General features: G+C 66.0%; 23 protein-coding genes. 19 read left to right on the forward strand and 4 right to left on the reverse strand.

Going from position 1 to position 25,054, the window contains the following annotated elements; translation table 11 throughout:
• The first annotated feature begins 69 nt into the window (after window positions 1-69).
• The 19 genes from ACSHZY_RS15550 (at window position 70) to ACSHZY_RS15640 (ending at window position 20,736) form a co-directional block, all read left to right on the forward strand.
• The gene (locus tag ACSHZY_RS15550) at window positions 70-858 is read left to right on the forward strand and encodes a cyclase family protein (protein WP_435170673.1); all 789 of its coding nucleotides are present in this window, start codon (window positions 70-72) and stop codon (window positions 856-858) included.
• Window positions 855-1,301 carry a MarR family winged helix-turn-helix transcriptional regulator gene (locus ACSHZY_RS15555; RefSeq protein ID WP_435170675.1) on the forward strand — a complete coding sequence of 149 codons (447 nt, stop codon included), beginning with the start codon at window positions 855-857 and terminating at the stop codon, window positions 1,299-1,301. Before ACSHZY_RS15550 ends, ACSHZY_RS15555 begins: the two co-directional genes overlap by 4 nt.
• A 17-nt stretch (window positions 1,302-1,318) precedes the next feature.
• Entirely contained in the window at window positions 1,319-3,466 is a 2,148-nt protein-coding gene (locus ACSHZY_RS15560; protein ID WP_435170677.1) for a thiamine pyrophosphate-dependent enzyme, read from the forward strand.
• A 9-nt stretch (window positions 3,467-3,475) separates the two neighbouring features.
• Window positions 3,476-5,020, forward strand: coding sequence for an indolepyruvate oxidoreductase subunit beta family protein (locus ACSHZY_RS15565; RefSeq protein ID WP_435170679.1), 1,545 nt, complete (start codon window positions 3,476-3,478; stop codon window positions 5,018-5,020).
• 228 nt (window positions 5,021-5,248) lie between these two features.
• Window positions 5,249-5,674, forward strand: a complete 426-nt coding sequence (locus ACSHZY_RS15570) for a TRAP transporter small permease (protein WP_435170681.1) — start codon at window positions 5,249-5,251, stop codon at window positions 5,672-5,674.
• The gene (locus ACSHZY_RS15575) at window positions 5,671-6,984 is read left to right on the forward strand and encodes a TRAP transporter large permease (protein WP_435170683.1); all 1,314 of its coding nucleotides are present in this window, start codon (window positions 5,671-5,673) and stop codon (window positions 6,982-6,984) included. Before ACSHZY_RS15570 ends, ACSHZY_RS15575 begins: the two co-directional genes overlap by 4 nt.
• Before the next feature lie 12 nt (window positions 6,985-6,996).
• Window positions 6,997-7,947 (forward strand): TRAP transporter substrate-binding protein DctP, encoded by a 951-nt coding sequence (gene dctP / locus ACSHZY_RS15580; RefSeq protein WP_435170685.1) that lies wholly within the window; start codon window positions 6,997-6,999, stop codon window positions 7,945-7,947.
• Between the two features lie 180 nt (window positions 7,948-8,127).
• Window positions 8,128-9,648, forward strand: a complete 1,521-nt coding sequence (locus tag ACSHZY_RS15585) for an ABC transporter substrate-binding protein (protein WP_435170687.1) — start codon at window positions 8,128-8,130, stop codon at window positions 9,646-9,648.
• Between the two features lie 48 nt (window positions 9,649-9,696).
• Window positions 9,697-10,713 carry an ABC transporter permease gene (locus ACSHZY_RS15590; RefSeq protein WP_435170689.1) on the forward strand — a complete coding sequence of 339 codons (1,017 nt, stop codon included), beginning with the start codon at window positions 9,697-9,699 and terminating at the stop codon, window positions 10,711-10,713.
• On the forward strand, window positions 10,713-11,564 hold the full coding sequence (locus ACSHZY_RS15595; RefSeq protein WP_435170691.1) for an ABC transporter permease: 852 nt from the start codon (window positions 10,713-10,715) through the stop codon (window positions 11,562-11,564). The genes ACSHZY_RS15590 and ACSHZY_RS15595 overlap by 1 nt, the downstream gene beginning before the upstream one ends.
• Window positions 11,564-13,363: a dipeptide ABC transporter ATP-binding protein gene (locus tag ACSHZY_RS15600; protein WP_435170693.1), complete on the forward strand. Its 1,800-nt coding sequence runs from the start codon at window positions 11,564-11,566 to the stop codon at window positions 13,361-13,363. The genes ACSHZY_RS15595 and ACSHZY_RS15600 overlap by 1 nt, the downstream gene beginning before the upstream one ends.
• Before the next feature lie 8 nt (window positions 13,364-13,371).
• Complete coding sequence (locus tag ACSHZY_RS15605; protein ID WP_435170695.1) at window positions 13,372-14,928, forward strand: AMP-binding protein; 1,557 nt, start codon at window positions 13,372-13,374, stop codon at window positions 14,926-14,928.
• Window positions 14,928-16,082, forward strand: a complete 1,155-nt coding sequence (locus ACSHZY_RS15610; protein WP_435170697.1) for a thiolase family protein — start codon at window positions 14,928-14,930, stop codon at window positions 16,080-16,082. Before ACSHZY_RS15605 ends, ACSHZY_RS15610 begins: the two co-directional genes overlap by 1 nt.
• The gene (locus ACSHZY_RS15615; protein WP_435170699.1) at window positions 16,079-16,387 is read left to right on the forward strand and encodes a zinc ribbon domain-containing protein; all 309 of its coding nucleotides are present in this window, start codon (window positions 16,079-16,081) and stop codon (window positions 16,385-16,387) included. The genes ACSHZY_RS15610 and ACSHZY_RS15615 overlap by 4 nt, the downstream gene beginning before the upstream one ends.
• Before the next feature lie 79 nt (window positions 16,388-16,466).
• The gene (locus tag ACSHZY_RS15620; RefSeq protein WP_435170701.1) at window positions 16,467-17,849 is read left to right on the forward strand and encodes an FAD-binding oxidoreductase; all 1,383 of its coding nucleotides are present in this window, start codon (window positions 16,467-16,469) and stop codon (window positions 17,847-17,849) included.
• Window positions 17,846-18,559: an HpcH/HpaI aldolase family protein gene (locus ACSHZY_RS15625; protein WP_435170703.1), complete on the forward strand. Its 714-nt coding sequence runs from the start codon at window positions 17,846-17,848 to the stop codon at window positions 18,557-18,559. Before ACSHZY_RS15620 ends, ACSHZY_RS15625 begins: the two co-directional genes overlap by 4 nt.
• Window positions 18,560-18,617: 58 nt before the next feature.
• Window positions 18,618-19,055, forward strand: coding sequence for a MarR family winged helix-turn-helix transcriptional regulator (locus ACSHZY_RS15630; RefSeq protein WP_435170705.1), 438 nt, complete (start codon window positions 18,618-18,620; stop codon window positions 19,053-19,055).
• Window positions 19,056-19,150: 95 nt separating this feature from the next.
• A complete protein-coding gene (locus ACSHZY_RS15635; RefSeq protein WP_435170707.1) occupies window positions 19,151-20,233 on the forward strand; it encodes an LLM class flavin-dependent oxidoreductase in 1,083 nt (360 codons plus the stop codon).
• Window positions 20,230-20,736, forward strand: coding sequence for a V4R domain-containing protein (locus tag ACSHZY_RS15640; protein WP_435170709.1), 507 nt, complete (start codon window positions 20,230-20,232; stop codon window positions 20,734-20,736). The genes ACSHZY_RS15635 and ACSHZY_RS15640 overlap by 4 nt, the downstream gene beginning before the upstream one ends.
• Here ACSHZY_RS15640 and ACSHZY_RS15645 read toward each other — a convergent pair.
• The 4 genes from ACSHZY_RS15645 to ACSHZY_RS15660 are packed head-to-tail and all read right to left on the reverse strand — an operon-like array spanning window position 20,709 to window position 24,994.
• Entirely contained in the window at window positions 20,709-21,425 is a 717-nt protein-coding gene (locus tag ACSHZY_RS15645; protein WP_435170711.1) for a GntR family transcriptional regulator, read from the reverse strand. The genes ACSHZY_RS15640 and ACSHZY_RS15645 overlap by 28 nt on opposite strands.
• A 48-nt stretch (window positions 21,426-21,473) precedes the next feature.
• Window positions 21,474-22,400 carry an ABC transporter permease gene (locus ACSHZY_RS15650; protein ID WP_435170713.1) on the reverse strand — a complete coding sequence of 309 codons (927 nt, stop codon included), beginning with the start codon at window positions 22,398-22,400 and terminating at the stop codon, window positions 21,474-21,476.
• Between the two features lie 4 nt (window positions 22,401-22,404).
• Window positions 22,405-23,382 (reverse strand): ABC transporter permease, encoded by a 978-nt coding sequence (locus ACSHZY_RS15655; RefSeq protein WP_435170715.1) that lies wholly within the window; start codon window positions 23,380-23,382, stop codon window positions 22,405-22,407.
• Window positions 23,383-23,404: 22 nt separating this feature from the next.
• Window positions 23,405-24,994, reverse strand: coding sequence for an ABC transporter substrate-binding protein (locus ACSHZY_RS15660; RefSeq protein ID WP_435170717.1), 1,590 nt, complete (start codon window positions 24,992-24,994; stop codon window positions 23,405-23,407).
• Window positions 24,995-25,054: the final 60 nt, after the last annotated feature.

Consider the following 25,054-nt stretch of genomic DNA (forward strand, 5'->3'; position numbering starts at 1 on the left):
ATTGCCGCAGGCCAAAAATATGCGTTTGCATATACCAAGGAACACATGGTCCAATGGGAGAACGAAGGAATGCCAGCCACCACCTGCCTGAGCGAGCTTGCGACTGCCCTGTTGTCGGGCAACGTCCGCGTCGTCGATTGCGCGGCCACGCTCGGGCCGAAGACGCCCCTGCTGAAACTGCCGCCCGAATTCGCCGACGACACCCCGCCGATCGAGATCCACCAGATCTCGCGCTATGGCGATCGCGGGCCGTTCTGGGCGTGGAACTGGCTGAAGCTGGGTGAACATTCGGGCACGCATTTCGACGCGCCGCACCACTGGATCACCGGCAAGGATTATCCCGACGGGGCAACCGACACCATCTCGCCGAAGAACTTCGTGGCCCCCGAAAACGTCATTGACTGTTCCGCCGAGGCGACGGCCGATCCCGACTTCCTGCTGACCGCCGACGGCGTGAAGGCGTGGGAGGCCCAGCATGGCATGATCGGGGAAGGCGAATGGGTGCTGATGCGCACCGACTGGTGCAAGCGCAACCATGACGAGGCGCTGTATCTGAACGCAGACGAAACCGGCCCCCACACGCCCGGACCCTCGGCCGACTGCATTCGTTACCTGATGGAAAAGAAGGTTCTGGGCTGGGGCACCGAATGCGTCGGCACCGATGCCGGCATCGCCGGCGGGTTCGAGCCGCCCTATCCCGCGCACAACATGCTGCATGCCAACAACCGCTACGGTCTCGCTTCGCTGGTGAACCTGTCGGAGCTGCCGCCCAAGGGCGCGATCCTGATCGCCGCCCCCCTGAAGATCGAGAACGGCACCGGCAGCCCCGTTCGCGCGCTGGCACTGGTTCCGGCATGACGCCCGTGGCGCGCGATCTGGCGGGCTTTGCGCCCTATATGCTGAACCGGATCATGGCGCGCTACAATGCGGGCGTCGCCGAAGCCCTCGCGGCCGAGGGCGTCAGCGTGCCGCAGATGCGCGCGCTGGCGGTCCTCGCGCAGGAAGGGCCGCGCACCGTCAACGAACTGTCGGTGCTGACGGTCATCAAGCAATCGACCCTCAGCCGCACCCTCGATACGATGGAGGCCGCGGGCCTTGTCCGGCGCGAGGCATGCGCCACCGACAGCCGCGTCCGGCGCATCCACCTGACCACGGACGGGGCCGCCGTCCATGCCCGCGCCTGGCCCGCCATGCGGCGGGCCGAGGCGCGCCTGTTCGAAGGCATCCCCCCCGACGAACGGGCGGCCTTCACACTGACGCTTTCGCGAATCCTCAGGACGATTCGCCACCACGAATACTGACGCCAAAGGAGAGCCCCATGGCAGAACGTTCCTTCAAGAAAGAGGTCGAGCAGCTTCGCATGGGTGCCGGTGGCACCTTCCGCGGCGAGGGTATCCTGGCCGTCACCAAGGCCCTGCTGGAAAACGGCGTCGGCTATGTCGGCGGGTATCAGGGCTCGCCTATCAGCCACCTGATGGACGTCTTCTCCGACGCGCAGGACCTGCTGGGCGAATACGGCGTCCACTTTGAGAATTCGGCGTCGGAGGCGACGGCGGCGGCGATGCTGGCGGCATCGGTCAATTATCCGATCCGCGGGGCGGTGGCGTTCAAATCGACCGTGGGCACCAACGTCGCCTCGGACGCGCTGGCGAACCTTGCCTCAGGCGGCGTCACAGGCGGGGCGCTGGTGATCCTGGGCGAGGATTACGGCGAAGGCTCCTCCATCATGCAGGAACGCAGCCACGCCTTCGCGATGAAAAGCCAGATGTGGCTCCTGGACCCTCGCCCGAACCTCACCTCCATCGTGCAGGCGGTGGGCCACGGCTTCCGCCTGTCCGAGGCATCGAACACCCCCGTCATGATGCAGATGCGTGTCAAATCCTGCCACGTCCACGGCCATTTCACCGCCGCCGACAACCGCCGACCGCCCATGACCGTGTCCGAGGCACTGGAGAATCCCAAGCGGGATCTGGGCCGCATCGTCCTGCCCCCCGCCGTTTTCGTGCACGAAAACGAAAAGGTCGAGAAACGCTGGCCCAACGCCGTCCGCTACGTGCTGGAGAACGACGTAAACGAATTCTTCGGCAACGATGCCTCGAAGATCGGCCTGATCGTGCAGGGCGGTACCTATAACGGCGTGATCCGCGCGCTGAACCGTCTGGGGCTGGCCGACATCTATGGCGATACGGACATCCACATCCTGTGCCTGAACGCGGTCTATCCGTTGTGCGACAGCCAGATCCTCGACTTCTGCGACGGCAAGGAGGCCGTGCTGATCGTGGAGGAAGGCCAGCCCAACTTCATCGAGCAGGCCATCGGCCACATGCTCTACCAGGCGGGCCGCAAGACGGTGCTGATGGGCAAGGGGCCGCTGCCGATGGCAGGGGAATACACGGGCCAGAAGCTGGTGGACGGCATCGCGGCCTTCCTGCGCGACCATGCGCCGAACATGCTGTCGCCCACCACGTCGAAGGCGAACGAGCCCGCGCAGACGGAAATCCCGAACCTTGCGAACGTGCTGCCGGGCCGCCCGCCGGGCTTCTGCACCGGCTGCCCGGAACGCCCGATCTTTGCCGCAACGAAACTGGTGCAGCAGGAACTGGGCGAACACCACATCGCATCTGACATCGGCTGCCACTTGTTTTCCATCATGCCGCCCTTCGATCTGGGGTCCACCACGATGGGCTACGGCCTGGGCCCAGCTTCCGCCTCGGCGCTTCAGAATCGCGACAGGAACGGCAAGCGGTCGATCAGCTTCGTCGGCGATGGGGGGTTCTGGCATAACGGGCTGACCTCCTCGATCGGGAACGCGTCATTCAACAAGCATGACGGCGTGATCGTCATCGTGGACAACCACTATGCCGCCGCGACCGGCGGGCAGGACGTGCTGTCGTCGCGCGCGCGCAACAAAAGCCGCAAGACGAACAACCCGATCAGCGATGCCGTGAAGGGCATGGGCGTGAAATGGGTGCGCCAGATCGACCGCACCTATGACGTGACGGAAATGCGCGACACGTTGAAAGAGGCTTTGGCCAGCCAGGAGGAAGGGCCGAAGGTCATCGTAGCCTCGTCCGAATGCATGCTGAACAAGCAGCGCCGCGAGAAGCCGCTGCTGGCCAAGGCCACCAAGGAAGGCAAGCGCACCGTCAAGCCGCGCTTCGGCGTGGACGAGGATATCTGCACCGGCGATCACGCCTGCATGCGGCTGTCGGGCTGCCCCTCGCTTTCAGTCAAGGATACGGGCGATCCCTTGCGCGACGATCCGGTGGCCGCGATCGACCAGACCTGCGTCGGCTGCGGCAACTGCGGCGAGGTGGCGGATGCCGCCGTGCTGTGCCCCAGCTTCTATCAGGCCGATGTCGTTTCCAACCCCACGGCTGCCGAGAAGCGCCGCGCATCGCGCACCGCCCGCGTGATCGGCTGGCTGCAATCGCGCCGCGACGCCGGCCGCCTGACCTTCGCTTAAGGTATGGACATGAATATGCAAGCACCCGTCATCGCACGCCGTTCCCCCGGGCCGCAGGGCGAAAGGATCATCACGCTTGCGGCCCTTGCGGTCGGCGGGCAGGGCGGCGGCGTCCTGACCAACTGGATCATCGACGTGGCCGAGGCGAACGGCTATCACGCGCAGGCGACGTCGGTCGCGGGCGTGGCACAACGCACCGGCGCCACCGTGTATTACGTCGAAATGTGCAAGGACACGGGCCGCACCCCGGTCTTCGCCCTGTCGCCGTCCGAAGGGGACGTGGACATCATGATCGCGTCCGAACTGATGGAGGCGGGCCGCGCCGTCATGCGCGGGTTCGTCACGCCGGGACGCACGACGCTCATCGCCTCGACCCACCGCATCGCCGCCGTGTCGGAAAAGATCGCGCCCGGCGACGGCCGTGCCGACAGCGCCACCGTGATCAACGCCCTGGGCCTTGCGGCCGATCAGGTCGTCGCCTTCGACATGGAAACGCTGGCGACCAGGGCGGGCTCCGTCATCTCCGCCAGCCTGTTCGGTGCACTTGCCGGCTCGGGAGCGCTGCCCTTCCCGCGCGTCAGCTACGAGGAGATCATCCGCAAGTCCGGCAAGGGGGTGGAGGCGTCGCTGCGGGCCTTCGGCCTTGCCTTTGATTGCGCCAAGGGCGATGCCGCCCCGCCGGCGACCGAGGCCGTCGCGGCCGCGATCCGCACCCTGCATGTGCCCGAACAGTTGCGGGACAGCTGGCACCAGCTGGAGGCACGTCTGGCCCTGCTGCCATCCGAGGCGCGGGAGATGGCGGCCCTCGGGCTGAAGAAGGTCGTTGATTACCAGGACATCGCCTATGGCGCGCAGTATCTGGACATGGTGGCGCGCGCCGCCACCAAGGACCCCGCGCTGGCCATTCCGGCCGCGAAATACGCCGCGAACGCGTTGTGCTACGACGACATCCTGCGCGTGGCCGATCTGAAGACTCGCGCCACCCGCCGGGACCGCGTGCGCAAGGAGGTCCGCGTCAAGGATGACCAGCTGCTGCACCTCACCGAATACTTCCACCCCCGATTCGAGGAGTTCACGACGACCCTGCCCGTCCGCCTCGGGAGCTGGCTGCAACGCAACCGCAAGGCCGAGGCATTCTATGCGAGGTATCTGGACAAGGGCCGCCGCATCCGCACCGACAGCCTGATGGGATTCGGCATGCTCTGGTGCGTGTCGGCCTTGCGCCCGTGGCGGCGCAATCTGCTGCGCCACCGGACCGAGATGGCGCATGTGACGGCGTGGTTCGACACCGCCCTTGCCCAAACCGACACCGCGCTTGCCGCCGAGGTGCTGGCCAACCGCCGCCTGATCAAGGGCTATTCCGACACCCACGCGCGGGGGCTGTCGAAGTTCGACCGCGTGATGTCGGGCCTGCCGATGCTGCAGGGCCGCGCAGACGGCGCCGACTGGATGCGCCGCCTGCGCACTGCCGCACTGGCCGATGAAAAGGGCACGGCGCTGGACGGCGCGCTGCAAACGGTGGCGAGTTTCACGACGCAGAAGCTTCCGGCGTAAAGGGTCGCCCCACGCCGGAATATGCGGCACATGCGCATATTCCGGCCAAGGTCGGCGACGATTGCGAAAACATTGTCCTGACGGGGACAGAATCAGTTCCGCCGACGACAGCACGATTGCTTCATACGCGAAGTTCTATGTTCGGAGCCGCCCATGACATTCCCGCTTCTGCTCCTCCCGCTCAGACGTGTTCAGGATGCGCTGATCACGTCATGCGCATTCGTCTCCGTGCTGTCATTCGTCGCGCTGGCGGGGCTGATCCTTGCTGATGTCATCACGCGCAACCTCGGAATCGGCTTCGCCTGGGCGCTTGAGGGGAGCGAGTACCTGATGATGGTCGGCGGGTTCATCGGCGCGCCCTGGGTCCTGCGGCGGGGGGGCCATGTAGCGATCGACGTGGTGGTGCAGATGCTGGGCGCAATGCCCCGGGCCCGCCTTGCCCGGGGGGCCGACGCCATGGGCCTTGCCATCTGCCTGCCGCTGACGGCCATCGCCGTCGACGCGCTGCTGTCGGCACGCGCCAGCGGCTCTCTCGTTTTCAAGACGCTGATATTTCCTGAATGGTGGCTGATGATCCCCGTCGCCCTCTGCTTCGCCATCCTGAGCGTGGAGTTCCTGCTCCGCACCCTCTCGGCACGCGAGGCCGTGGCATGAGCTGGGAACTCGCGCTTCTGCTGATGTGCGGCGGCCTTTGCGCCTTCTTCGCCCTCGGCCTGCCTGTCGCGCTGGCCTTTTTGGCCATCAACATGATCGGCGGCTGGATCTTCCTCGGAGGCGAGGCGGGGCTTGCGCAGATGATGCGCAATACCGCCATCTCCATCAGTTCCGTCTCGTTGACGCCCATCCCGATGTTCATCCTGATGGGGGCGCTGCTGTTCCACTCCGGCCTCGCCTTCCGCGCCATCACGGCGGTGGAGCGGTTGCTGACGGGCCTGCCCGGCCGCCTCGCCTGCGTTTCGGTGGTGGGCGGGACGATCTTCTCCGGGCTGTCCGGCTCCTCCATCGCAAACACGGCGCTTCTGGGCAGCACCCTGTCGCCCGACATGATGAAGCGCGGCTATCACCCGACGCTGGCGATGGGCCCGATCATGGCCGTGGGCGGCATCGCCTCGCTGATCCCGCCTTCGGCGATCACGGTCATGCTGGGCTCGCTCTCAGGCATCTCCATCTCGGCGATGCTGATCGGGGGCATCCTTCCGGGGCTGCTGATGGCGGCGGGCTTCTTTGCCTATGTCATCCTGCGCGCCGTCTTCGATCCCACCTCCGCCCCGGTTGATCCGGGTGCTGTCGGGGTGCCGCTGGTCCAGCGCCTGCTGCCGTTCCTGCGCGACGTGGTCCCCCTGCTGGCGATCTTCGTCTGCGTGGTGGGCAGCATGCTGGGCGGCGTCGCGACGCCCACCGAAAGCGCGGCGCTTGGCGCGTTGGCCTCGTCGATCGCGGTGGCAGCCTACGGGCGCATGTCGGTGGCGGTGCTGCGCAAGGCGGCGGTGGAGACGGCGATGATCAGCGTGGCGCTTCTTTTCATCCTCGTCGGTTCCACCACGTTCGCGCAGATCCTGTCCTTCTCGGGCGGAGTGCGTGGCTTCGTGGAGGTGGTGGCAGGGCTTGGCCTGTCGCCGGGATGGCTGGTGCTGGCGATGCTGGTGGTCTGGCTCGCCCTCGGCACGTTCCTCGAGGAAGTGTCGATGATGGTCATCACGCTGCCCTTCTTCCTGCCCATGGCACAGGCCGCGGGCGTGGACATGGTCTGGCTGGGCCTGATGATGCTGGTCGCGATCCAGATCGGCATGCTCTCGCCGCCCTTCGGGATGCTGCTGATGGTGATGCAGGGTGTCTCGCCCGCGACGCCGATGGCCACGATCTACCGCGCCACCTTGCCCTTCATCGGGATCGAGACCGCGGTCCTCGCGCTGATGTTCCTCGTCCCACCGCTTGCCCTCTGGCTTCCGCACCTCATCCGCTGAAAGGTTCCGACGATGCTCCGTTTCGCCCTTCTTGCCGCCCTTCTCGCCACGCCCGCCGCCGCCGAGGAGGTGACGCTCCGCGCCCTCTCGGCCTTCCGTCAGGGCACGACGTTCTATCCGCCCTTCCAGCGGTTCATGGACAGCGTGAACGCCGAAGGAAAGGGCCTCGTCCAGATCCAGTTCATCGGCGGACCCGAGACGATGCCTCCGTTCGAGGTGGGCAACGCCCTGCGCAACGGTGTCGTGGACATGGCGCTGACCACGGCCGTCTTCCACGCCAACCTGTCGCCCGAGGGCCTGGCGATGACACTGACCGACAAGCCGATCGAGGCGTTGCGCGCCAATGGCGGCTACGACCTGCTGAACGCGATACAGGAGCGGAAGGCCGGCATTCATTGGCTGGGCCGCACCATAGACCACGTGCCCTACCACATCTATCTGGCCGAGATGCCGGAAGAGGCCGATTTTTCGGGCATGAAGCTTCGGTCGACCCCCGTCTATCAGGCGTTCTTCCGCGATCTTGGTGCCGCACCCGTGCAGACGGCACCGGGCGAGGTCTATACCGCGCTGGAACGGGGTGTGGTGGACGGCTACGGCTGGCCCGCCATCGGCATCTTCGACGAAGGCTGGCAAGAGCGGACCGCGGCACGGGTGGAGCCGGGCTTCTACTCGACCGAGGTCGGCATCTATCTGGGCAAGGGCACCTGGGGCGCGCTTGACGACGAACAGCGCGCGTTCCTGAACACGAAAATGGCGGCGATCGAAGCCCTCAATGCCGATTACATCGCCGCCGGGGCGGCCGAAGCAGATCGTCTGGCCGAGGTGGGGGTGAAACCCGTCCCGATGACGCCGGAAGCGGCAGCAGCCTTCCAGGACAAGGCGATGACCGCAGGCTGGGACGCGCTGATCGCCGCGAGTCCCGAGGACGGACCGAAGCTCAAGGCGCTGTTCTGGCATGAATAGGGGTCGGGCACTGCCCGTTTTCGGAGCAGTTCCGCCGGCCAGTATCTTTTATGTATGAAATGTTTTGATGACGCACCCAAAGCGCGGCAGAGTGATGTCAGACCAGAAGCGAATCACCGACCTGACATGACGCGGCGCCGTTCCGCGAGCGGGATCGGTTTGCCATCAGGGGGAACGACCATGCACGACCTCAGCCGCAGAAGTCTCTTGCAATTGCTCGCCATCGGAACCGTGGCCAGCCAGATCCCCGGCTTCGCCTGGGCGCAGGACGGCGACGGCGCCACGGTCGCGTGGCCGTCCGATGTCCCGTCCTGGGACCCGAACCAGCGCCTTGCGCCGGACGCGCAATCCATCTTCAAACTGGTCTACGACCAGCCGCTGATGCAGGATACGGACCTGTCGCTGATCCCCTCCGTCGTGACAAAATGGGACCTGGCGCCCGACGGCCTGTCCCTCGCGATCGAGATCCGCGACGACGTGCTGTTCCACGACGGCACGAAGCTGACGATGGAAGATGTGCGCTACACCTTCTTCGAACGGGTGCAGGAAAAGCAGCCGCTCGACATCGCGAACGTCTGGGGCAAGATTACGGATATCGAGGTGGCGTCGCCCACGACCGGCACGATCCGCCTGTCCGCGCCGATGCCGACTGCGCCGCAATGGCTGGCCTTCATGGGCAGCTACATTGTTCCGAAAGCCTACATCACCAAGGTCGGGCTGGACGGTTTCCGCGAAAGGCCCATCGGCTCCGGTCCCTACAAGCTGGCCGGATACCAGATGAATTCGCGCATCGTGCTGGAACGGTTCGACGGATACTGGGGCGCTCCCCCCGCACTGAAGACCATCACGGTCAACATCATCAAGGATGCGGCCGCGCGCGTGGCCGCCGTGCAGTCGGGGCAGGCCGACCTGACCATCAACGTGCCCGTGCGCGAGGTGGATCGCCTGTCCAAGGCCGGCTTCGCGGGCGAGATCAATCCGATCACCCGCGTCATCCTGCTTCAGATCCGCAACGATCTGGGCTTCGCCGATGAAAACGTCCGCCTTGCCGCGCATCACGCCATCGACAAGAAGGCCCTGTCGCGTGCGTTCTATGCCGGGGCCGCCGTGCCGCTTTCGGTGCCCGCGACGCCGGGCACGCCGGGCTATGTCGAGGATTACGAGTTCGCATTCGACCCCGCAAAAGCGAAGGAGCTGCTGGCGACCTCCGGCTTCGGCCCCGACAATCCCGCCCGCATCCGCTTCGCGGCGACCAACGGCCACTTCCCGTCGGATCACGACATCGCCCGCGCGCTGGTGCAGATGTGGCAGAAGGTGGGCATCGTGGCCGAGTTGGAGATCATCGAATACGCCAAGTATTTCGAGCTGAACCGTGGCCAGCAACTGCCCGAGGCCACGCTTTACACCTTCGACAACGCGACGGGCGATCCGGAGATCTTCTCGGGCTACCTGCTCAATCCCAAGATGCCCTTCTCGCCCTGGAAAGGGGAACAGCCGGGGGACCGTCTGCCCGCCCTGTTCGCAGAACCCGATTACGAAAAACGCATCGCCGGCTACAAGCAGCTGAGCCGTGATGCCGTGGAGATGGGGGCCTGCATCCCGATCCTGCAAAGCGTGCAGACGCTGGTCCGGCGCGAGAACCTGACCTACCGCAAATACGCCAATGGCTGGGTGCTGGGCGGCACCATGGCACTCTCCTGATCCCTCGGGAGTGGCGCCTTCCCCCTCCCGTGACACGAAAGACATGCCATGTTCGCCACGATCGCAAAGCTTCTCGCGAAGCGCATCCTCGTAGCCATACCGACGCTTCTTCTTGTCTCCGTGCTGCTGTTCATCATCCTGCGGCTGTTGCCGGTTGATCCCGCTGCGATGTCCCTGCCCCCCACCGCCACGATCCAGGAGGTGGAGGCGAAGCGGGTGGAGATGGGCCTCGACCGTCCGCTGCCGGTTCAATACGCGATCTGGCTGGGCCAGACCCTGCGCGGGGATTTCGGCCAGTCCATCCAGTACCGCACCGATGTCGCGCGGCTGATCGGCGACACCCTTCCCGCCACGATGGAACTGGCCTTCATGGCGATGGCAGTGGCCAGCGTCATCGGCATCGCAGGCGGCCTGCTGATCTTCCACCTGCGCGGAGGCCCCGCCGAAACCGTGCTGGAGGTCGGCTCCATAGGGCTGCTGTCGATGCCCGAATTCCTATGGTCGCTGATCCTGATGCTGCTGGTCGGGGTAACATGGGGGCTGTTGCCGTTTTCGGGGCGCGTCGGGCCGGGCATCTCCCCGCCCGACGTGACGGGGTTCCTGCTGCTGGATGCCTTGATCACGGGACAGTTCGCGGTGCTGAAGGACGCGCTTCTGCACATGGTGCTGCCGGTGCTGGCGCTTGGCATCGCGGCATCGCCATCGATCATGCGCGTGCTGCGGTCAAGCCTGCTGGACGTGTACCAGGACGACTACATCCACCAGGCCCGCCTGCGCGGCCAGTCCGAACGCCGCATCCTGCTGCGCCACGGGCTGAAGAACGCCATCCTGCCGACGCTGTCCCTGATGGGCGTGCAATTCGGCTTCCTGTTCGGCGGTACGCTGCTGGTGGAGATCATCTATTCCTTCCCCGGCATGGGCAACCTGATGGTCGACGCGATCCGCAACGCGGACCTGCCGATCATCCAGGCGGTGGGGCTGACCTATTGCGTGATGGTGCTGGTGATCTCCGTCGCGGTGGACAGCCTCTACCTCATCCTCAACCCCAAGCTGAGGGTTCGCTGATGTTGCCCGCCTGGTTGAAGAACTGGCGCAGCCTTGTCGGGCTGACCATTGTGACCCTGATCGCCGGGGCCGCAGTGCTGGCCCCGTGGCTGGCCCCGAACGATCCCAACAGTCAGGATCTGCTCTACACCCTTCTGCCCCCCGCATGGACGGAGGGCGGCGACGCGCTTTATCCGCTGGGGACCGACAGCCTTGGCCGATGCGTGCTGTCGCGGCTGCTGTTCGGGGCAAGGGTGGCGCTGACCGTCGCCGTGTGCGGCGCGGTGGGGGCCATGGTGATCGGCGCGGTCGTCGCGCATGTCGCGGGTTATTTCGGCGGCTGGATCGACTGGCTTGTCGGTCGCGTCGTGGACATCTGGCTGTCCTTCCCGCCGGTGATCCTGTCGCTGATCCTGATGGTCGGCCTTGGCGCGGGGTTGCAGAACGTGATCCTCGCCATTGTCCTTGTGGACTGGACGCGCTTCTGCCGCGTGCTGCGGGCCGAGGTGATGATCACCGCCCGCCGCGACTATGTCACCGCCGCGGGCCTTCTGGGCGCATCCCACTGGCGCATCATCACCCGCGAGATCGCCCCGGCGACCTTCCCCCTCCTCATCACGCTGATGAGCCTGGAGATGGGCGTCGCCGTCATCGTGGAGGCCGTGCTGTCCTTCGTCGGGCTGAGCGTGGGGTCCGACATTCCGGCCTGGGGCCAGATGATCGCCGATGCGCGGGCCAACATCTACTACACGCCGTGGAACCTGATCTTCCCGTTCCTGTGCATCTTCGTGACGGTGTTCGGGTTCAACATCCTCGGCGACGGGCTGCGACGCAGCCTCGATACCCGCCTCAGCCAGACGGAGCGTGCGTGATGCCCCTGCTACAGGCCGAAAACCTCACCGTGTCGGTACGAAACAATCGTGGCGATTTCCGCATCATTTCCGATCTCAGCTTCAGCCTCGAACAGGGGCGGACGCTGGGGCTGGTGGGCGAGAGCGGTGCGGGCAAGTCGATGATCGGGCGCACCGTCGCGCAGCTTCTGCCCGCCGGGTTCGGGGTGACGGGCGGGCGGTTGACCTTTGCCGGCGACGATCTGGTGAACATGCGCCCCGATGCCCGTCGCGGCCTGTTCGGCCGCGACATCGCCTTCATCCCGCAGGAACCGCTGTCGGCCCTGAACCCCGTCCTGACCATCGGCCAGCAGATGCGCGAGCATCTGGCCCATATCAGCACCATCCGCATGGCGGACTGGCGCGACCACGCGATTCGCGCGTTCGAGGATGTGCACCTGCCCGAAGTGCGCGGGATGCTGGACAAGTATCCGCACCAGCTTTCGGGCGGGCAATGCCAGCGCGTACTGATCGCGATGGCCTTCGCCAGCCGCCCGCGCCTGCTGATCGCCGATGAACCGACGACGGCGCTGGATGTCACCGTGCAGGCCCGTATCGTCGATCTGATCGCGCAGATGCAAAAGCGCGACGGAACATCCGTCATCTTCATCACGCACGACCTGCGTCTGGCCGCGCAGATCTGCGACGAGGTGCTGGTGCTTTACGCGGGCCGGCAGGCCGAACAGGGCAGCGGAGCCGCGATTTTCACCCGCCCCGCACATCCCTATACCCGCTGCCTGCAGCTTGCCATTCCGTCGATGCAACGCGAACGCGGCCTGTTCACCCTGCCCGACCGGATGCCCGGACTGGCAGAGATCCGCGACCTGAAGGGCTGCCGTTTCGCCACGCGCTGCCCTTCCGCCACCGCCATCTGCCAGACCGAGGAGCCGCAACCCCAAGAGGTCGCACCCGGCCACGTCACGGCCTGCTTCCATCCCGAAACCGCCGTCCGCATCACCCCACCCCCCGCCCCCGACCATGCGGGGCAGGAAGGAGAGGTCGTGCTGACCGCCGCCTCGCTGGGGAAGACCTATGTCACCAAGCGCCGGCTGATCGGGCGCGACGACACCTTCACCGCCGTCAAGGGCGCCGATTTCGACCTGCGGACGGGGGAATTCGTCGGCATCGTCGGCGAAAGCGGCAGCGGCAAGAGCACGGTTGCCAAGCTGCTGATCGGGATGGAGAAGCCGTCCAACGGGACGCTGACGCTGCTTGGCCGCGACGTGACCGCCAATACGGATCCCGCCTTCCGGCGCCGCGCGATGCAGATCGTGTTCCAGGACCCGGCCTCGGCGCTGAACCCGCGCCGCCGCGTCGGCAGCATCGTCACCCAAGCTTTGGAGGCGGAGGGCAAGGGCGACCCAGCCCGCGCCGTGGAACTGCTGCGGGAAATCGGCCTTTCGCCGGAAATGGCGCAGCGCTACCCATCGCAGATGTCGGGCGGGCAGAAGCAGCGCGTGAACATCGCCCGCGCGCTCTGCACCGTCCCCAAGATCCTGATCGCGGACGAGATCGTCTCCGGCCTCGACGTCTCCGTCCAGGCACAGCTGCTGGAACTGCTGCTGCGGCTGCGGCAGGAACGCGGCTTCTCGATGATGTTCATCAGCCACGACCTCTCGGTCGTCCGCTACCTTTGCGACCGCGTGATCGTCATGCTCAAGGGCGAGATCGTGGAAAGTGGCCCGGTCGAAGAGGTCTTCGCCAATCCACGACACAGCTACACCCGCACGCTGATCGCCTCCATGCCGCCCGAGCGGGCGGAAGCGATCGCCGCGGAATGAGGGAACAGATGCGCACACCCTATCACCTATTCCGCGCCGCCGCCGAGGATGCGCCGGACACCGCCTTCCTGCTGCTGCCAAAGGCCGCCGCCCTGCCCTATGCCCCCGATGGCCGGACCGTCACATATGCCCGGATGGCGGCCGATGTCGAACGGCTACGCGCGGCCTATGCCGCCGCGGGCTACGGCAAGGGCCACATCGCGGCGCTGGCGATGGACAACCGCCCCGAATTCTTCGCGCATTTCCTTGCGCTGAACGCGCTCGACGTGGCGGTGCAGCCGATCAATCCCGACCTTCGCCCTGACGAACTGGCACACCAATTCTCCATCGCGCCGCCCGATCTTGGCATCGCCCTGCCCGAACGCCAGCCCGCGATGATCGCGGCGGGCCTGCCGTCCCACCGGATGGCGGGCGAGGACATTCCGGCCGCACCCGCCGCCGGCACCGTCGACGCCTGCGCGCTGCTGTTCACCTCCGGCAGCACGGGCAAGCCGAAATGCTGCGTGCTGTCGAACGAGTATTTCGTGCGCCTTGCCGAATGGTATGTCGATCAGGGGAAAGGTGCCGCGATGTCACGCGGCGAGGTGATCCTGACGCCCCTGCCGCTGTTCCACATGAACGCGCTTGGCTGTTCGGCGCTTGGCGCGATGCTTTTGCGCGGCACACTGGTGCCGGTGGACCGTTTCAGCGCGTCACGCTGGTGGGACACGGTGGCGGAATCGCGGGCAAGCGTGGTGCATTACCTTGGCGTGATGCCCGCGATCCTTCTGAAGCTACCCGAGGGCCCGCGGGATCGCGCCCATTCGGTGCGGTTCGGCTTCGGCGCGGGCGTCGATCCGCGCCACCAGACGACGTTCGAGGACCGCTTCGGCTTTCCTCTGATCGAGGCGTGGGCCATGACCGAAACCGGCGGTGCCGCCGTCACGACCACCGCGCCCGGCGATCGCCACGTCGCGCGGCGTTGCGTCGGGTATCCCTGCGCAGGGCTGCGGACGCGGCTGGTGGACGACAGCGGCAACGATGCAGACGAAGGGGAGCTTCTGGTCCGGCGCGAGGGCGATCCCCGGCACGGCTTCTTCTCCGGCTATCTCGGCAATGAAAGCGCGACCGAAGAGGCATGGAAGGACGGTTGGTTCCACACGGGCGACATCATGCGCCGCGAGGGCGAGGCGCTGTTCTTCGTTGATCGCAAGAAGAACATCGTCCGGCGCAGTGGCGAGAATATTGCGGTCGTGGACGTGGAAGGCGTGCTTGCGAACCTGCCCGGCATCGCGGCCGTAGCCGTCGCCCCCATTCCCGACGACATCCGGGGCGAGGAGGTGATGGCGCTGGTCATCGCCGACGGTCCTGCCGACCACGACACCGCGATGCACATCGCGCGGGCCAGCGCGGCCAGCCTTGCCTATCACAAGGTTCCGGGCTGGATTGCTTTCGTCCAAAACCTGCCGACCACCGCCACCCAGAAGCTGCAACGGGCCGAGATCCGCCGCCTTGCCGCCGACAGCCTTGCCACGGCCCACGACCTGCGTGACCTGAAGGCCGCGCTGCGAAAGGCGGTGGTCTGATGTACAAGGGGGTGGTTCTGGCCGTTCCGGTGACCGTGCCATACCGGCGCTTCGCGGATCAGGATGCGCACTGGTTTCTGGCCATGGCGCTGCGCGAACTGCTGCAGGCCACCGGGCTGAAAAAGGACCGCATCGACGGGCTTGCCGTGTCCAGCTTTACCATGGCACCGGACACGGCGGTCGGGCTGACGCAGCATCTGGGCCTTTCGCCGCGATGGCTGGAACATGTGCCGATGGGCGGCGCCTCGGCCATTGTGGCGATACGGCGCGCGGCGCGGGCGGTTCAAGCGGGCGACGCCGACATCGTGGCCTGCATCGCGGGCGACACCAACAACCCCGCCGCGTTCCGGGGGATCCTGCGCGATTTCAGCCGCTTCTCGCGCGAGGCGGTCTATCCGCTGGGCGCGGGCGGCCCGAATGCCAGCTTCGCCCTGATGACCGAGGCCTACATGCGCGCCTTCGACACAACCGCACGCGATTTCGGCCATGTCTGCGTGCAGCAGCGCCTGAATGCACAGACCGATCCAGGCGCGCTGATCCGCAAGCCCCTCAGTCTTGACGATTACCTGACCGCGCGTCCCATCGCCGACCCGCTGCGCATGTTCGATTGCGTGATGCCCTGCGCGGGCGCCGAAGGCTTCCTTGTCCTGCGGGAGGAGGAGGCCCACCGGTTGCGCCTGCCCTTCGTCCGCATCCTTTCCACCATAGAACGGCACAACAGCTTTCCGGACGATCCGGTCCAGCTTCGGGGCGGCTGGATCATGGATCGTGACCGCCTGTGGAACGCGGCCAGCCTTGGTCCCGAGGATATGGACCTTATCCAGACCTATGACGATTACCCGGTCATCTGCGCCCTGCAGGTGGAGGATCTGGGCTTCTGCCCGAAGGGCGAGGGGGCGCGCTTCCTTGCCTCGCGCGATCTGACGGCAGGGGGCCGTCTGCCGATGAACACCTCGGGCGGGCAGCTTTCCTATGGACAGGCGGGGGCGGCGGGCGGGCATCTGGGGCTGAACGAGGCGTTACGGCAACTGACGGGTCAAAGCCGCAGCGCGGCAGTGCCCGATGCGCGGTATGCGCTGGTCAGCGGGTTCGGCATGATCAACTACGACCGCGGCATCTGCACCGCCGCCACCGTGCTGGAGGCCGCCGCATGACCTTTGCCCTGCAATGCTGCACCGATTGCGGCAGGTGGCAATATCCCACCCGCAGCCTGTGCGCGGGGTGCCTGGGCGATCTGGAATGGCGCGACCATGACGGTCTGGCCGACCTGACCGCCCAGACCCTGCTGCACCATTCGCTGGAGGAGGCGTGGGACGACCGCCTGCCCCTTCGCCTCGGCACGGCGCGGATCGGGCCGGGGGCGGACATGCTGGTGGTGCTGGACGCGGATTGCCCGCCCCCGCCCTCCCGCGTGCGCGTCAGTGCGGTGAACGGCATCCCCATGGCAAGGGGCGCATGACGAAGATGGCTTCCGATCCGCACATGCCGATGGCCGCAATCGCGAGGACCGACGCGATGAGGAGATGCAAGGATACGACATGACCGACTTCACGAACCTGCTTGAACGGACCTTCCCCGACATCATCGCGACGGGCGACGCCATCGCGCCGAAGTTCACCCATGACTGGGCCGGCCTTCCGCCTGTGCGCCCGCTGGCGCTGGCCCGCCCCCGCAGCACCGCCGAGGTGTCGGACCTGCTGCGCCTGTGCAACGAACAGGGCGTGCCGGTCGTCCCGATGGGTGGGCTCACCGGCATCTCCGGCGGGGCGCATCCGCGGGCGGACGCGGTCGCCCTCTCGCTCGACCGGATGAACGCGATAGAGGAGGTGGACGTGGCGATGGGGACTCTGTCCGCCGGGGCGGGCGTGGTGCTGGAAACCGCGCAGGCCGCCGCCACCGCACACGGGCTGATGCTGGGCATCGACATCGGCGCGCGCGGGTCGTGCATGCTGGGCGGCGTGCTTGCGACGAATGCGGGCGGCAACCAGGTCATCCGCTATGGCATGGCCAAGGATCACGTCCTGGGAGTGGAGGCGGTCCTTGCCGACGGCACGATCCTCTCCTCCATGAACAAGATGCTGAAGAACAATGCGGGGCTCGACCTCAAGCAGCTGTTCATCGGGACGGAGGGGCTTCTGGGCGTCATCACCCGCGTCGTGCTGCGCCTTCAGCCAAGGCCCGCATTCACCGCGACCGCCCTCGTCGGCTGCGCCGGATCGGCGGAGGTCATCGCCCTGCTGGCTGCGACCCGCAGGCGCATAGGCCCGATGCTGACCTCGTTCGAGGTGATGTGGCCGAGCTTCTTCGATGTCATGTCGCGGGGGGCGAACCTCCCCTCTCCGCTTGCGGGACGGCACGGCGCCTATGTCATCATCGAGGCGAGCGGCTTCGACGCCGCCTCCCCCCGCGCGGCGATGGAGGAGTGTCTGGAGGCGGCGCTGGAGACGGGCCTGGTGGAGGATGCCGTCCTTGCCAATTCCGCGCGCGAGGAACGGGGCCTCTGGGCGGTGCGCGAAAGCGTGTCGGAGTATGGCACCATCCTGGGTGCTCTGACGCCGTTCGACGTGGGCCTGCCGCTGGACCGGATGGCCGAGGCGGTGACCGCGCTGGAAGCGGCCATCGCCGCCCGCTGGCCCGATGCCCGTGCGCTGTCCTATGGCCATATCGGCGACAGCAACCTGCATCTGGTCGTCAACATTCCCTCGACCCTCCAACAGCCGACCAGGGAGGTGAAGGCGCTCGTCTACGACATCGTACGCGACTTGGGTGGCACGGTGTCCGCCGAACACGGGATCGGCGCGATCAAGCGCGACTACCTCTCCTATTCCCGCACCGAGGCGGAGATCGCAACCATGCGCCTGATCAAGTCCGCGCTGGACCCGAAAGGGATCCTCAACCCGGGCAAGGGGTTCGCGGCATGACCCTGCGCGATCGTATCGTGGCAGGCGGGCGCCTGCGCGGAACCTTCCTTGGCATTCCATCCCCGGCGGTGACCGAAATCGTCTGCGCCGCGGGGCCGGATTTCGTCTGCATCGACGGCGAACATTCCCCGATCCGGGGAGAGGCGCTTCTGAACATGCTGCGCGCGGCGCGCGTTCCCGCGCTGGTCCGCGTCGCGGAGGCCCTGCCCCACCTGATCGCCGAGGTGTTGGATGCGGGGGCGGAAGGTGTCCTCGTCCCCCGCGTCTCCTCTGCCGAACAGGCGGCGCTGGCGGTGCGGGCGGCCCGCTTCCCCCCTGCCGGGCAACGGGGCGTCGGGCCGGGGCGCGCGGCGGGATACGGCTACCGCATCGCCGAGCTGATAGCCGCGCGCCCCCCCTTCGTCGCCATCCAGATCGAGACGCCGGACGCGGTCCTCGCCGTGGACGACATCCTTGCGACGCCGGGGCTGGACCTCGCCTTCATCGGACCCGGCGATCTTGGTGTCGGCCTCGCCGCCGCGGGCCACCCAATGACGCTGGACGCCGCCATCGACACCGTGATCGCAGCCGCTGAGGCGCGTGGCATTCCTGTCGGGATCTTTGCCCCCGACCGCGCGCAGGGGGACCGTTGGCTAGCGCGCGTCCCGCTGGTGATCCAGGGCAGTGACGCGATGATCCTCGGCGCGGGATCGGAAGCGGCGTTCGGCTGACCGCTTACGCTTCGCCCCCGCCCCCGTCATAATACGCGCGATGGACAGGAAAGCGGACATGGATACAGACCTCGCACACCAGCGGCTGCGGCTGTGGCTTCAGATGCTGAAATCGGTGCGGCACGTGGAAACCGACCTGCGCGAACGCCTGCGCGTGACCCATGCGATGACCCTGCCGCGCTTCGACGTCATGGCGATGCTGGACCGCATGCCCGAAGGTGTGAACATGAGCAGGCTTTCGGAAGGCCTCATGATCTCCAACGGGAACGTGACGGGCATCGTGGCGCGGCTTGTCGCAGACGGTCTGGTGGAACGCGTCGCGGTCGAGGGCGACCGGCGCGCCATGTCCGCGCGGCTGACCCCGCAGGGCAAGGCGCTGATGGCCCGCATGGCCGAAGATCACCTTGCCTGGATAAACGAGATCATGGGCCCGTTGGACGAAGCCGACACCGCCCGCGCCATCGCCCTGATGATCGACCTGAGGCAGCGGTCCTGAAAATCACGTCATTGGCAGCGGATTTCCACGAGAACCCTTGATTTTGTTTTGAGCATGGACTTTTCATACTTGAAGCGAAAAGACGCGAGGACGCTATGACCAATCCGATGCACGGCCCGAACCGTTTCAAGCTCGGGATCTTCTCGGCCAATGCCGATGGCGGGCTGACCCTGACGAAGGTTCCCGAACGCTGGCCCGCGAAGTGGGGCGAGATCGTCGAGGTCGCGCAGATGGCCGACCGCGCGGGGATCGAGTTCTTCCTGCCCATCGCCCGCTGGAAGGGCTACCGGGGCGAGACGAACAGCCGTCAGCATTCCTACGAAACGTTCACCTTTGCCGCGGCACTGGCGGGCGTCACGAAGAACATCGCGCTGTTTTCCACCGTCCATGTGCCGATGGTCCATCCGGTCTTTGCCGCAAAAGCGCTGGCGACGGTCGATCAGGCCTCCAACGGGCGGGCGGGGCTGAACGTCGTCGCGGGCTGGAACCCCGAGGAGTTCGCCCTGTTCGGTCTGGACAAGGTGGATTCCCCCTATGATCAGGCGGCGGAGTGGATCGATATCATCACCCGCCTTCACACGGGCGAGTCGTTCGATTTCAAGGGCAAGTACTATGACCTGAAGGGCGCCGTCTCGCAGCCCGGTCCGGTGCAGGACCCGCGCCCCGTGGTGCTGAACGCGGCCTTTTCGCCGCCCGGTAGGAACTTCGCCGCCAATCACGCCGACTTCCTGTTCACGACCTTCAGCTCCATCGAAGCGGGGGCCGACACGATCACTGACATCCGCGCGCGGGCTGCGACGACGGGCCGCGATGTCGGCGTCTATACCACCACGCATGTCGTCTGCCGCCCTACCCGGGCCGAAGCGGAGGCCTATTACGAACGCTATACCGTGACCGAGGTGGATGCCGAGGCGCTGGATCATCTGGCCACCGCGCGCGAAAAACACACGCAAAGCCATGACGAGGCCACGTATCGGCTGTATCGCCAGCGTTTCGCGGGCGGCGCGGGAACCTATCCGCTGGTCGGCACCCCGAACGAGATCGCGGACCAGATGATCCGCATGGCCGAGGCCGGCTTTGCCGGAACCACGGTCAGCTTCGTGAACTTCAAGGACGACATGCCGTTCTTCCTAGGCAAGGTCCTGCCGCTGCTGAAGGAAGCGGGATTGCGCGAATGACCTTCCTCGACAGGGTGACCTTCGACGCCGGACAGGGCGCGCATCTGGACGGCGGCATGCGGTACATGTTCATCAAGCCGGAGGCGCTGATGGGCCTTGTCCATCACATGCCGCAGGACATGCGCCCCGCCCTGTTCGACGCGATGGCCGCGAGCGTGTTCGCGGCGGGCGGCGCCTCGGCCCGCGCCTATCGGGCGGCGGGGGCGCAGGATCCCGGAGCGCTGCTGGCCACCATCGCCGCGACCGCACCGCAACTGGGCTGGGGCATCTGGCAGTTCACGTACGATGGCACGATCATCCGGTTGGAGGTGCGCAATTCGCCCTTCGCGGCGGGGCATGGCCCGTCGGACCGGCCCGTCTGCGCCCTGATCCGCGGCATGTTGCTGGCAGTCGGAGGAATGGTGCTGGGCGTTCCGGCGCAGGTCCGCGAAACCGACTGCGCCGCCATGGGCGCAGAGCTGTGCCGGTTCGAGGTTCAGGCCGAAAGCTCGCCAAGGAACTGATGCAGCAACGTCCGGGTCGCCGCGATGTCGGCCCGGACGGCATCGACGAAGGCCGGCGCATCGCCCCTGCGCAAGGCCTCCAGCATCCTCTCGTGATGCAGGGTGAAGCCGCTGCGGTAATCGGTCTTCAGCAGCGTCGCCATCCTGTCGGACAGGAACCGCACGTAAGGCCCGGACCGCAGCCAGAGATTTTCGATCTGGCTCATCAGGACGGGACTTTGCGCGGCAGCATAGATGTGGAAGTGGAATTGCCGGTTCGCCGCGGCCATCGCCACGATGTCGCCGCTGATGCCGGTCTCGCGGTGAACCTCGATCAGGGCCTGCAGGGTTCCCAGATCGCCCTTACCAAGGTTCGGCATCGCCAGTTCCGCGGTCGCGCATTCGATGATGATGCGCGCGCGGCTGATGTCATCCAGCTCCTCCTGCGACAGGTCGGGAACAAAGGCCGTGCCGGAGGCCGCGATGCGAAGGGCATTTTCCGCCGCAAGCCGGCGCAACGCCTCGCGCACGGGCATGTGCGAGGTCTGGAAGCGTTCCGACAATGAGGCGATGGTGAAGCTTTCCCGCGCCTCGAACGCACCCGACATCAATGCATCGCGAAGCTGTTCATAGACCTGGTCCTGAACCGTGCGCCGCGATGCGACGGGTTTCAACTGCTTTTGCGAAGACACGACCATAACAGCTCCCATAACGTCAGCCTTTGAACTTACCCCAGCCGAAAGCCTTGATCAAACACATCACCGCAGCTTTGGGTCAAGCCTGTCGCGCAGCCAGTCGCCGAAGACGTTCACGCTCACCAGCAGCGCGATCAGGACAAGGCTGGGGAAGATCACGACCCACCACTCGCCCGAGAAGAGGTAGTTGTATCCCACCTTGATCAGCGTTCCGAGCGACGGCTGGCTGGCCGGCATTCCGAACCCGAGGAAGGACAGCGTCGCCTCGGTCATGATGGCGAAGGCGATGTCCATCGTGGCCAGCACGAAGACGGGGTTCAGCACGTTGGGCAGAATCTGCTGCACGACGATCGCGGGATGGCTGCGGCCAACCAGACGCGCGGCGGCGACATAGTTCTTTCCCGCCTCCGAAATCACGGCGGCACGAACCAGCCGCGCGAAATGCGGCCAGTGGGAAATGCCGAGCGCCAGTACCACGATCAACATTGCAAGGCGTTCCTGACTAGCCACAGGCAAGGCCGCCCGGCTGATGCCGCCGATCAGCAGCGCCAGCAGCATCGCAGGAAAGGTGAACTGAATGTCAGCCATCCGCATGATCACGGTTTCTGCCCAGCCTCGATAATAGCCGCTGATCAACCCCATCGTCACGCCGATCATGACGGACAGGCTGACCGCAAGCACCCCCACCATCAGCGAGGTGCGCAGCCCGTGGATCATCAGCGACAGAAGATCCGCCCCCTGGCTGTCGGTGCCAAGGAGAAACCGCGGGTCACCCGCGTCCATCCATGCGGGCGGCAGGTGGCTGTCGAACAGATCGAGCGAGGAAAGATCGTAGGGATCCGTCGGCGAGATCCATGGACCGAACGCCGCCACGAATACGATCAGGATCAGCATGATCAGCGCCAGCAGTGCCGCTGGGCGGCCAAGCAGCGACCGAACCCAGCCCGGAAGGCGGAGGCGGACGGAAAGCGGGATACGGATATCGCTCATGGGGTCAGGCCCTTCCGGACAGGCGCACGCGTGGATCGGCCAGCGCATAAAGGAGATCGACGAGCAGGTTTGTCATCGCGAAGAAGAAGGCCACCAGCACGAGGAACGCGGTGATCACCGGAATGTCCGATTGTGTCAGCGCCCCGAGGAACATCGTGCCGAGGCCGGGCCACTGGAACACCTGCTCCACCACCACCGCGAAGGCAATGAGATAGCCAAGCTGGATGCCGGTGACGGTGATGATCGGGATCAGCGTGTTGCGCAGCGCGTGGACGAAGTTGACCGTGCGGTTGCGGATGCCTCGTGCGCGCGCGAAACGGATGTAGTCGGCGCGCAGGATCTCCAGCATCTCCGCCCGCACCAGACGGGCGACCAGCGCCACCTGACTGATGGACAGCGCGACGGCGGGCATGATCAGCGCCAGCAGGCCCGATCCGGTCAGAAGCCCCGTGGTCCAGGCGCCGATGCTGACCGTCTCGCCCCGACCGAAGGATGGCAGCCAGCCGAGGTTCACCGAGAACACGAAGATCAGCAGGATGCCCACCACGAAGGTGGGAAGCGACACCCCGATGATGGAGCCGGTCATCAACGCGCTGGCCCACCACGTCCCCCGCCAGATCGCCGCGACCACGCCCAGCGGGATGCCGATGCACAACGACATCAGCATCGCCGCCAGTGCCAGTTCGACCGTGGCCGGAAGCCGCTCCAGGATCACGTCCATCACCGGCCGCTGCGCCTGATAGGACATGCCAAGATCGCCCGTCAGCGCGCCGAAGGCGTAATCGAAATACCGCACAACGAACGGCCGGTTCAGGCCCAGTTGCTCGCGCAGCGCCTCCCTCGCCTCCTGTGGCGCGTCGAGGCCGAGGATGCTGGCGACGGGATCGCCCACCAGCTCTCCCATGCCGAAGGCGATCAGGCTGACGACGAAGACCACGAAGAACGCGTGGCCCAGCCGGCGGATCAGGTAGATGGGATTCATGGCTCGCCTCCGGCTGGCAGGGTCAGTTCACGGTGACCTGAGACAGGTTCACCGCGCTGTCGGCACGAACCTTCGCATCCACGCCGTCGCGCATCGCCCATGTGATGAAGGGCTGGTGCAGATAGACGGCATGGACACGGTCACGCGCGATGGTCAGCCCCTCACGATAAAGCGCGGTCCGCTCCGCCCCGTCGAAGGTGGTGACCAGCCTGTCGGTGATCGCGTCGAAGTCGGCATCCGACCACAGCGCCCAGTTCTGCTGGCCGCGCCCCGTTTCAGGGCTGCGGGTGGAGATGATCGCCGTGAACGTGTCCTGCACGTCGCCCGAATTGCCGGCCGCGCCGATCAGGTGGAAGCTGGAATTTGGCCCGCTGACCAGTATCTTGGAAAACTCCGGCCAAGTCATCGTCTTGACGTTCAGGTCGATCCCGATGCGTGCCAGCATGGACGCGGCGCCGCGGCAGATTTCCTCTGCGTTCACATAGCGTTCCAGTGGGCAGTTGAGGGTCGTCGTGAATCCGCCGGCATAACCCGCCTCGGCCAGCAGCGCCTTGGCACCCTCCAGATCATAGTCGCGGGGGGTGTCCAGATCGGCTTGATAGCCGTAGAAGCCCGGGGCCGAGGGCAGGTTGATCGGCTTGGCGTGTCCGCGCATCACCCGGTCCACGATCAGCTTGGAATCCACCGCCTTGGCGACGGCCTGCCGGACGCGGATGTCCTTGAACGGGTTGGCCGGCAGCGGGTTGCCGGATTTGTCGAACGTGTCCAGCGCCTGATCGCGCGAACCATCCATTTCCAACTCCATGAACAGGCGCTGTGGGCTTTGGGCGATCTTCAGTCCGTCCGTGCCTTCCACCCGCTGGATGTCCTGAAGCGGCAGATCGGTCACAAGATCGATTTCGCCTGAAAGCAGCGCCGCAAGGCGGGTGGGGGCCGACCCGATGGCGGTGTATTCGGCGCGATCGACATTGCCGGTGAATTCGCCCCACCAGTCGGGGTTCTTGATCAGGATCGTCTGCTTGCCCGGCTCCTGCAACTCCAGCTCCATCGGTCCGGTGCCGTTGGCGTGGCGCAGCGAAAAGGCCTCGGACGCATCGTTTCCCAACTCCGGCACGGCGGCGATGTTGTTCGCGTCGGCCCAGGCCTCCGACATCACGAACAGGCGCGTCAGCTTGACGGGCAGGATCGCGTCCGGCGCCTTGGAAATCACGTCCACCGTGCGATCGTCCACCACCACGGCGCCGATGATGCCCCCGAACAGCGACTGATACAGCTTCGAGGAGGCCTGCCGCTTGATCGAGAAGACGACGTCCGCAGGTGTCATCCGCGTGCCGTCATGGAACACCACGCCCTGCCGCAGCACCAGCCGCCACGTGTTGTCGCCCCGATACGTCCACTCGGTTGCAAGGCCGGGAACCAGTTCCATCTCGGGTCCCAGCTCAACGAGGCTTTCATAGGTTTGCCGCACAAGGCTGGTGGTTACGAAGTCGTTGGTCGCATGCGGATCGAAGGTCAGCGGGGCCGTTGTGCCGGCGTAGGTGAGCGTCTCGGCATGGGAGGCAATCGCGAGGGCCGAGATGCCGAGGGCGGCGAGACAGGTCTTCAATGCCATTGGGTCTCTCTCTGTTGGATGACCTATCTTCCACCATAAGATCATTTGATCAAGACTATT

Source organism: Falsirhodobacter sp. 1013 (assembly GCF_051195255.1).
Lineage (GTDB): Bacteria > Pseudomonadota > Alphaproteobacteria > Rhodobacterales > Rhodobacteraceae > Falsirhodobacter.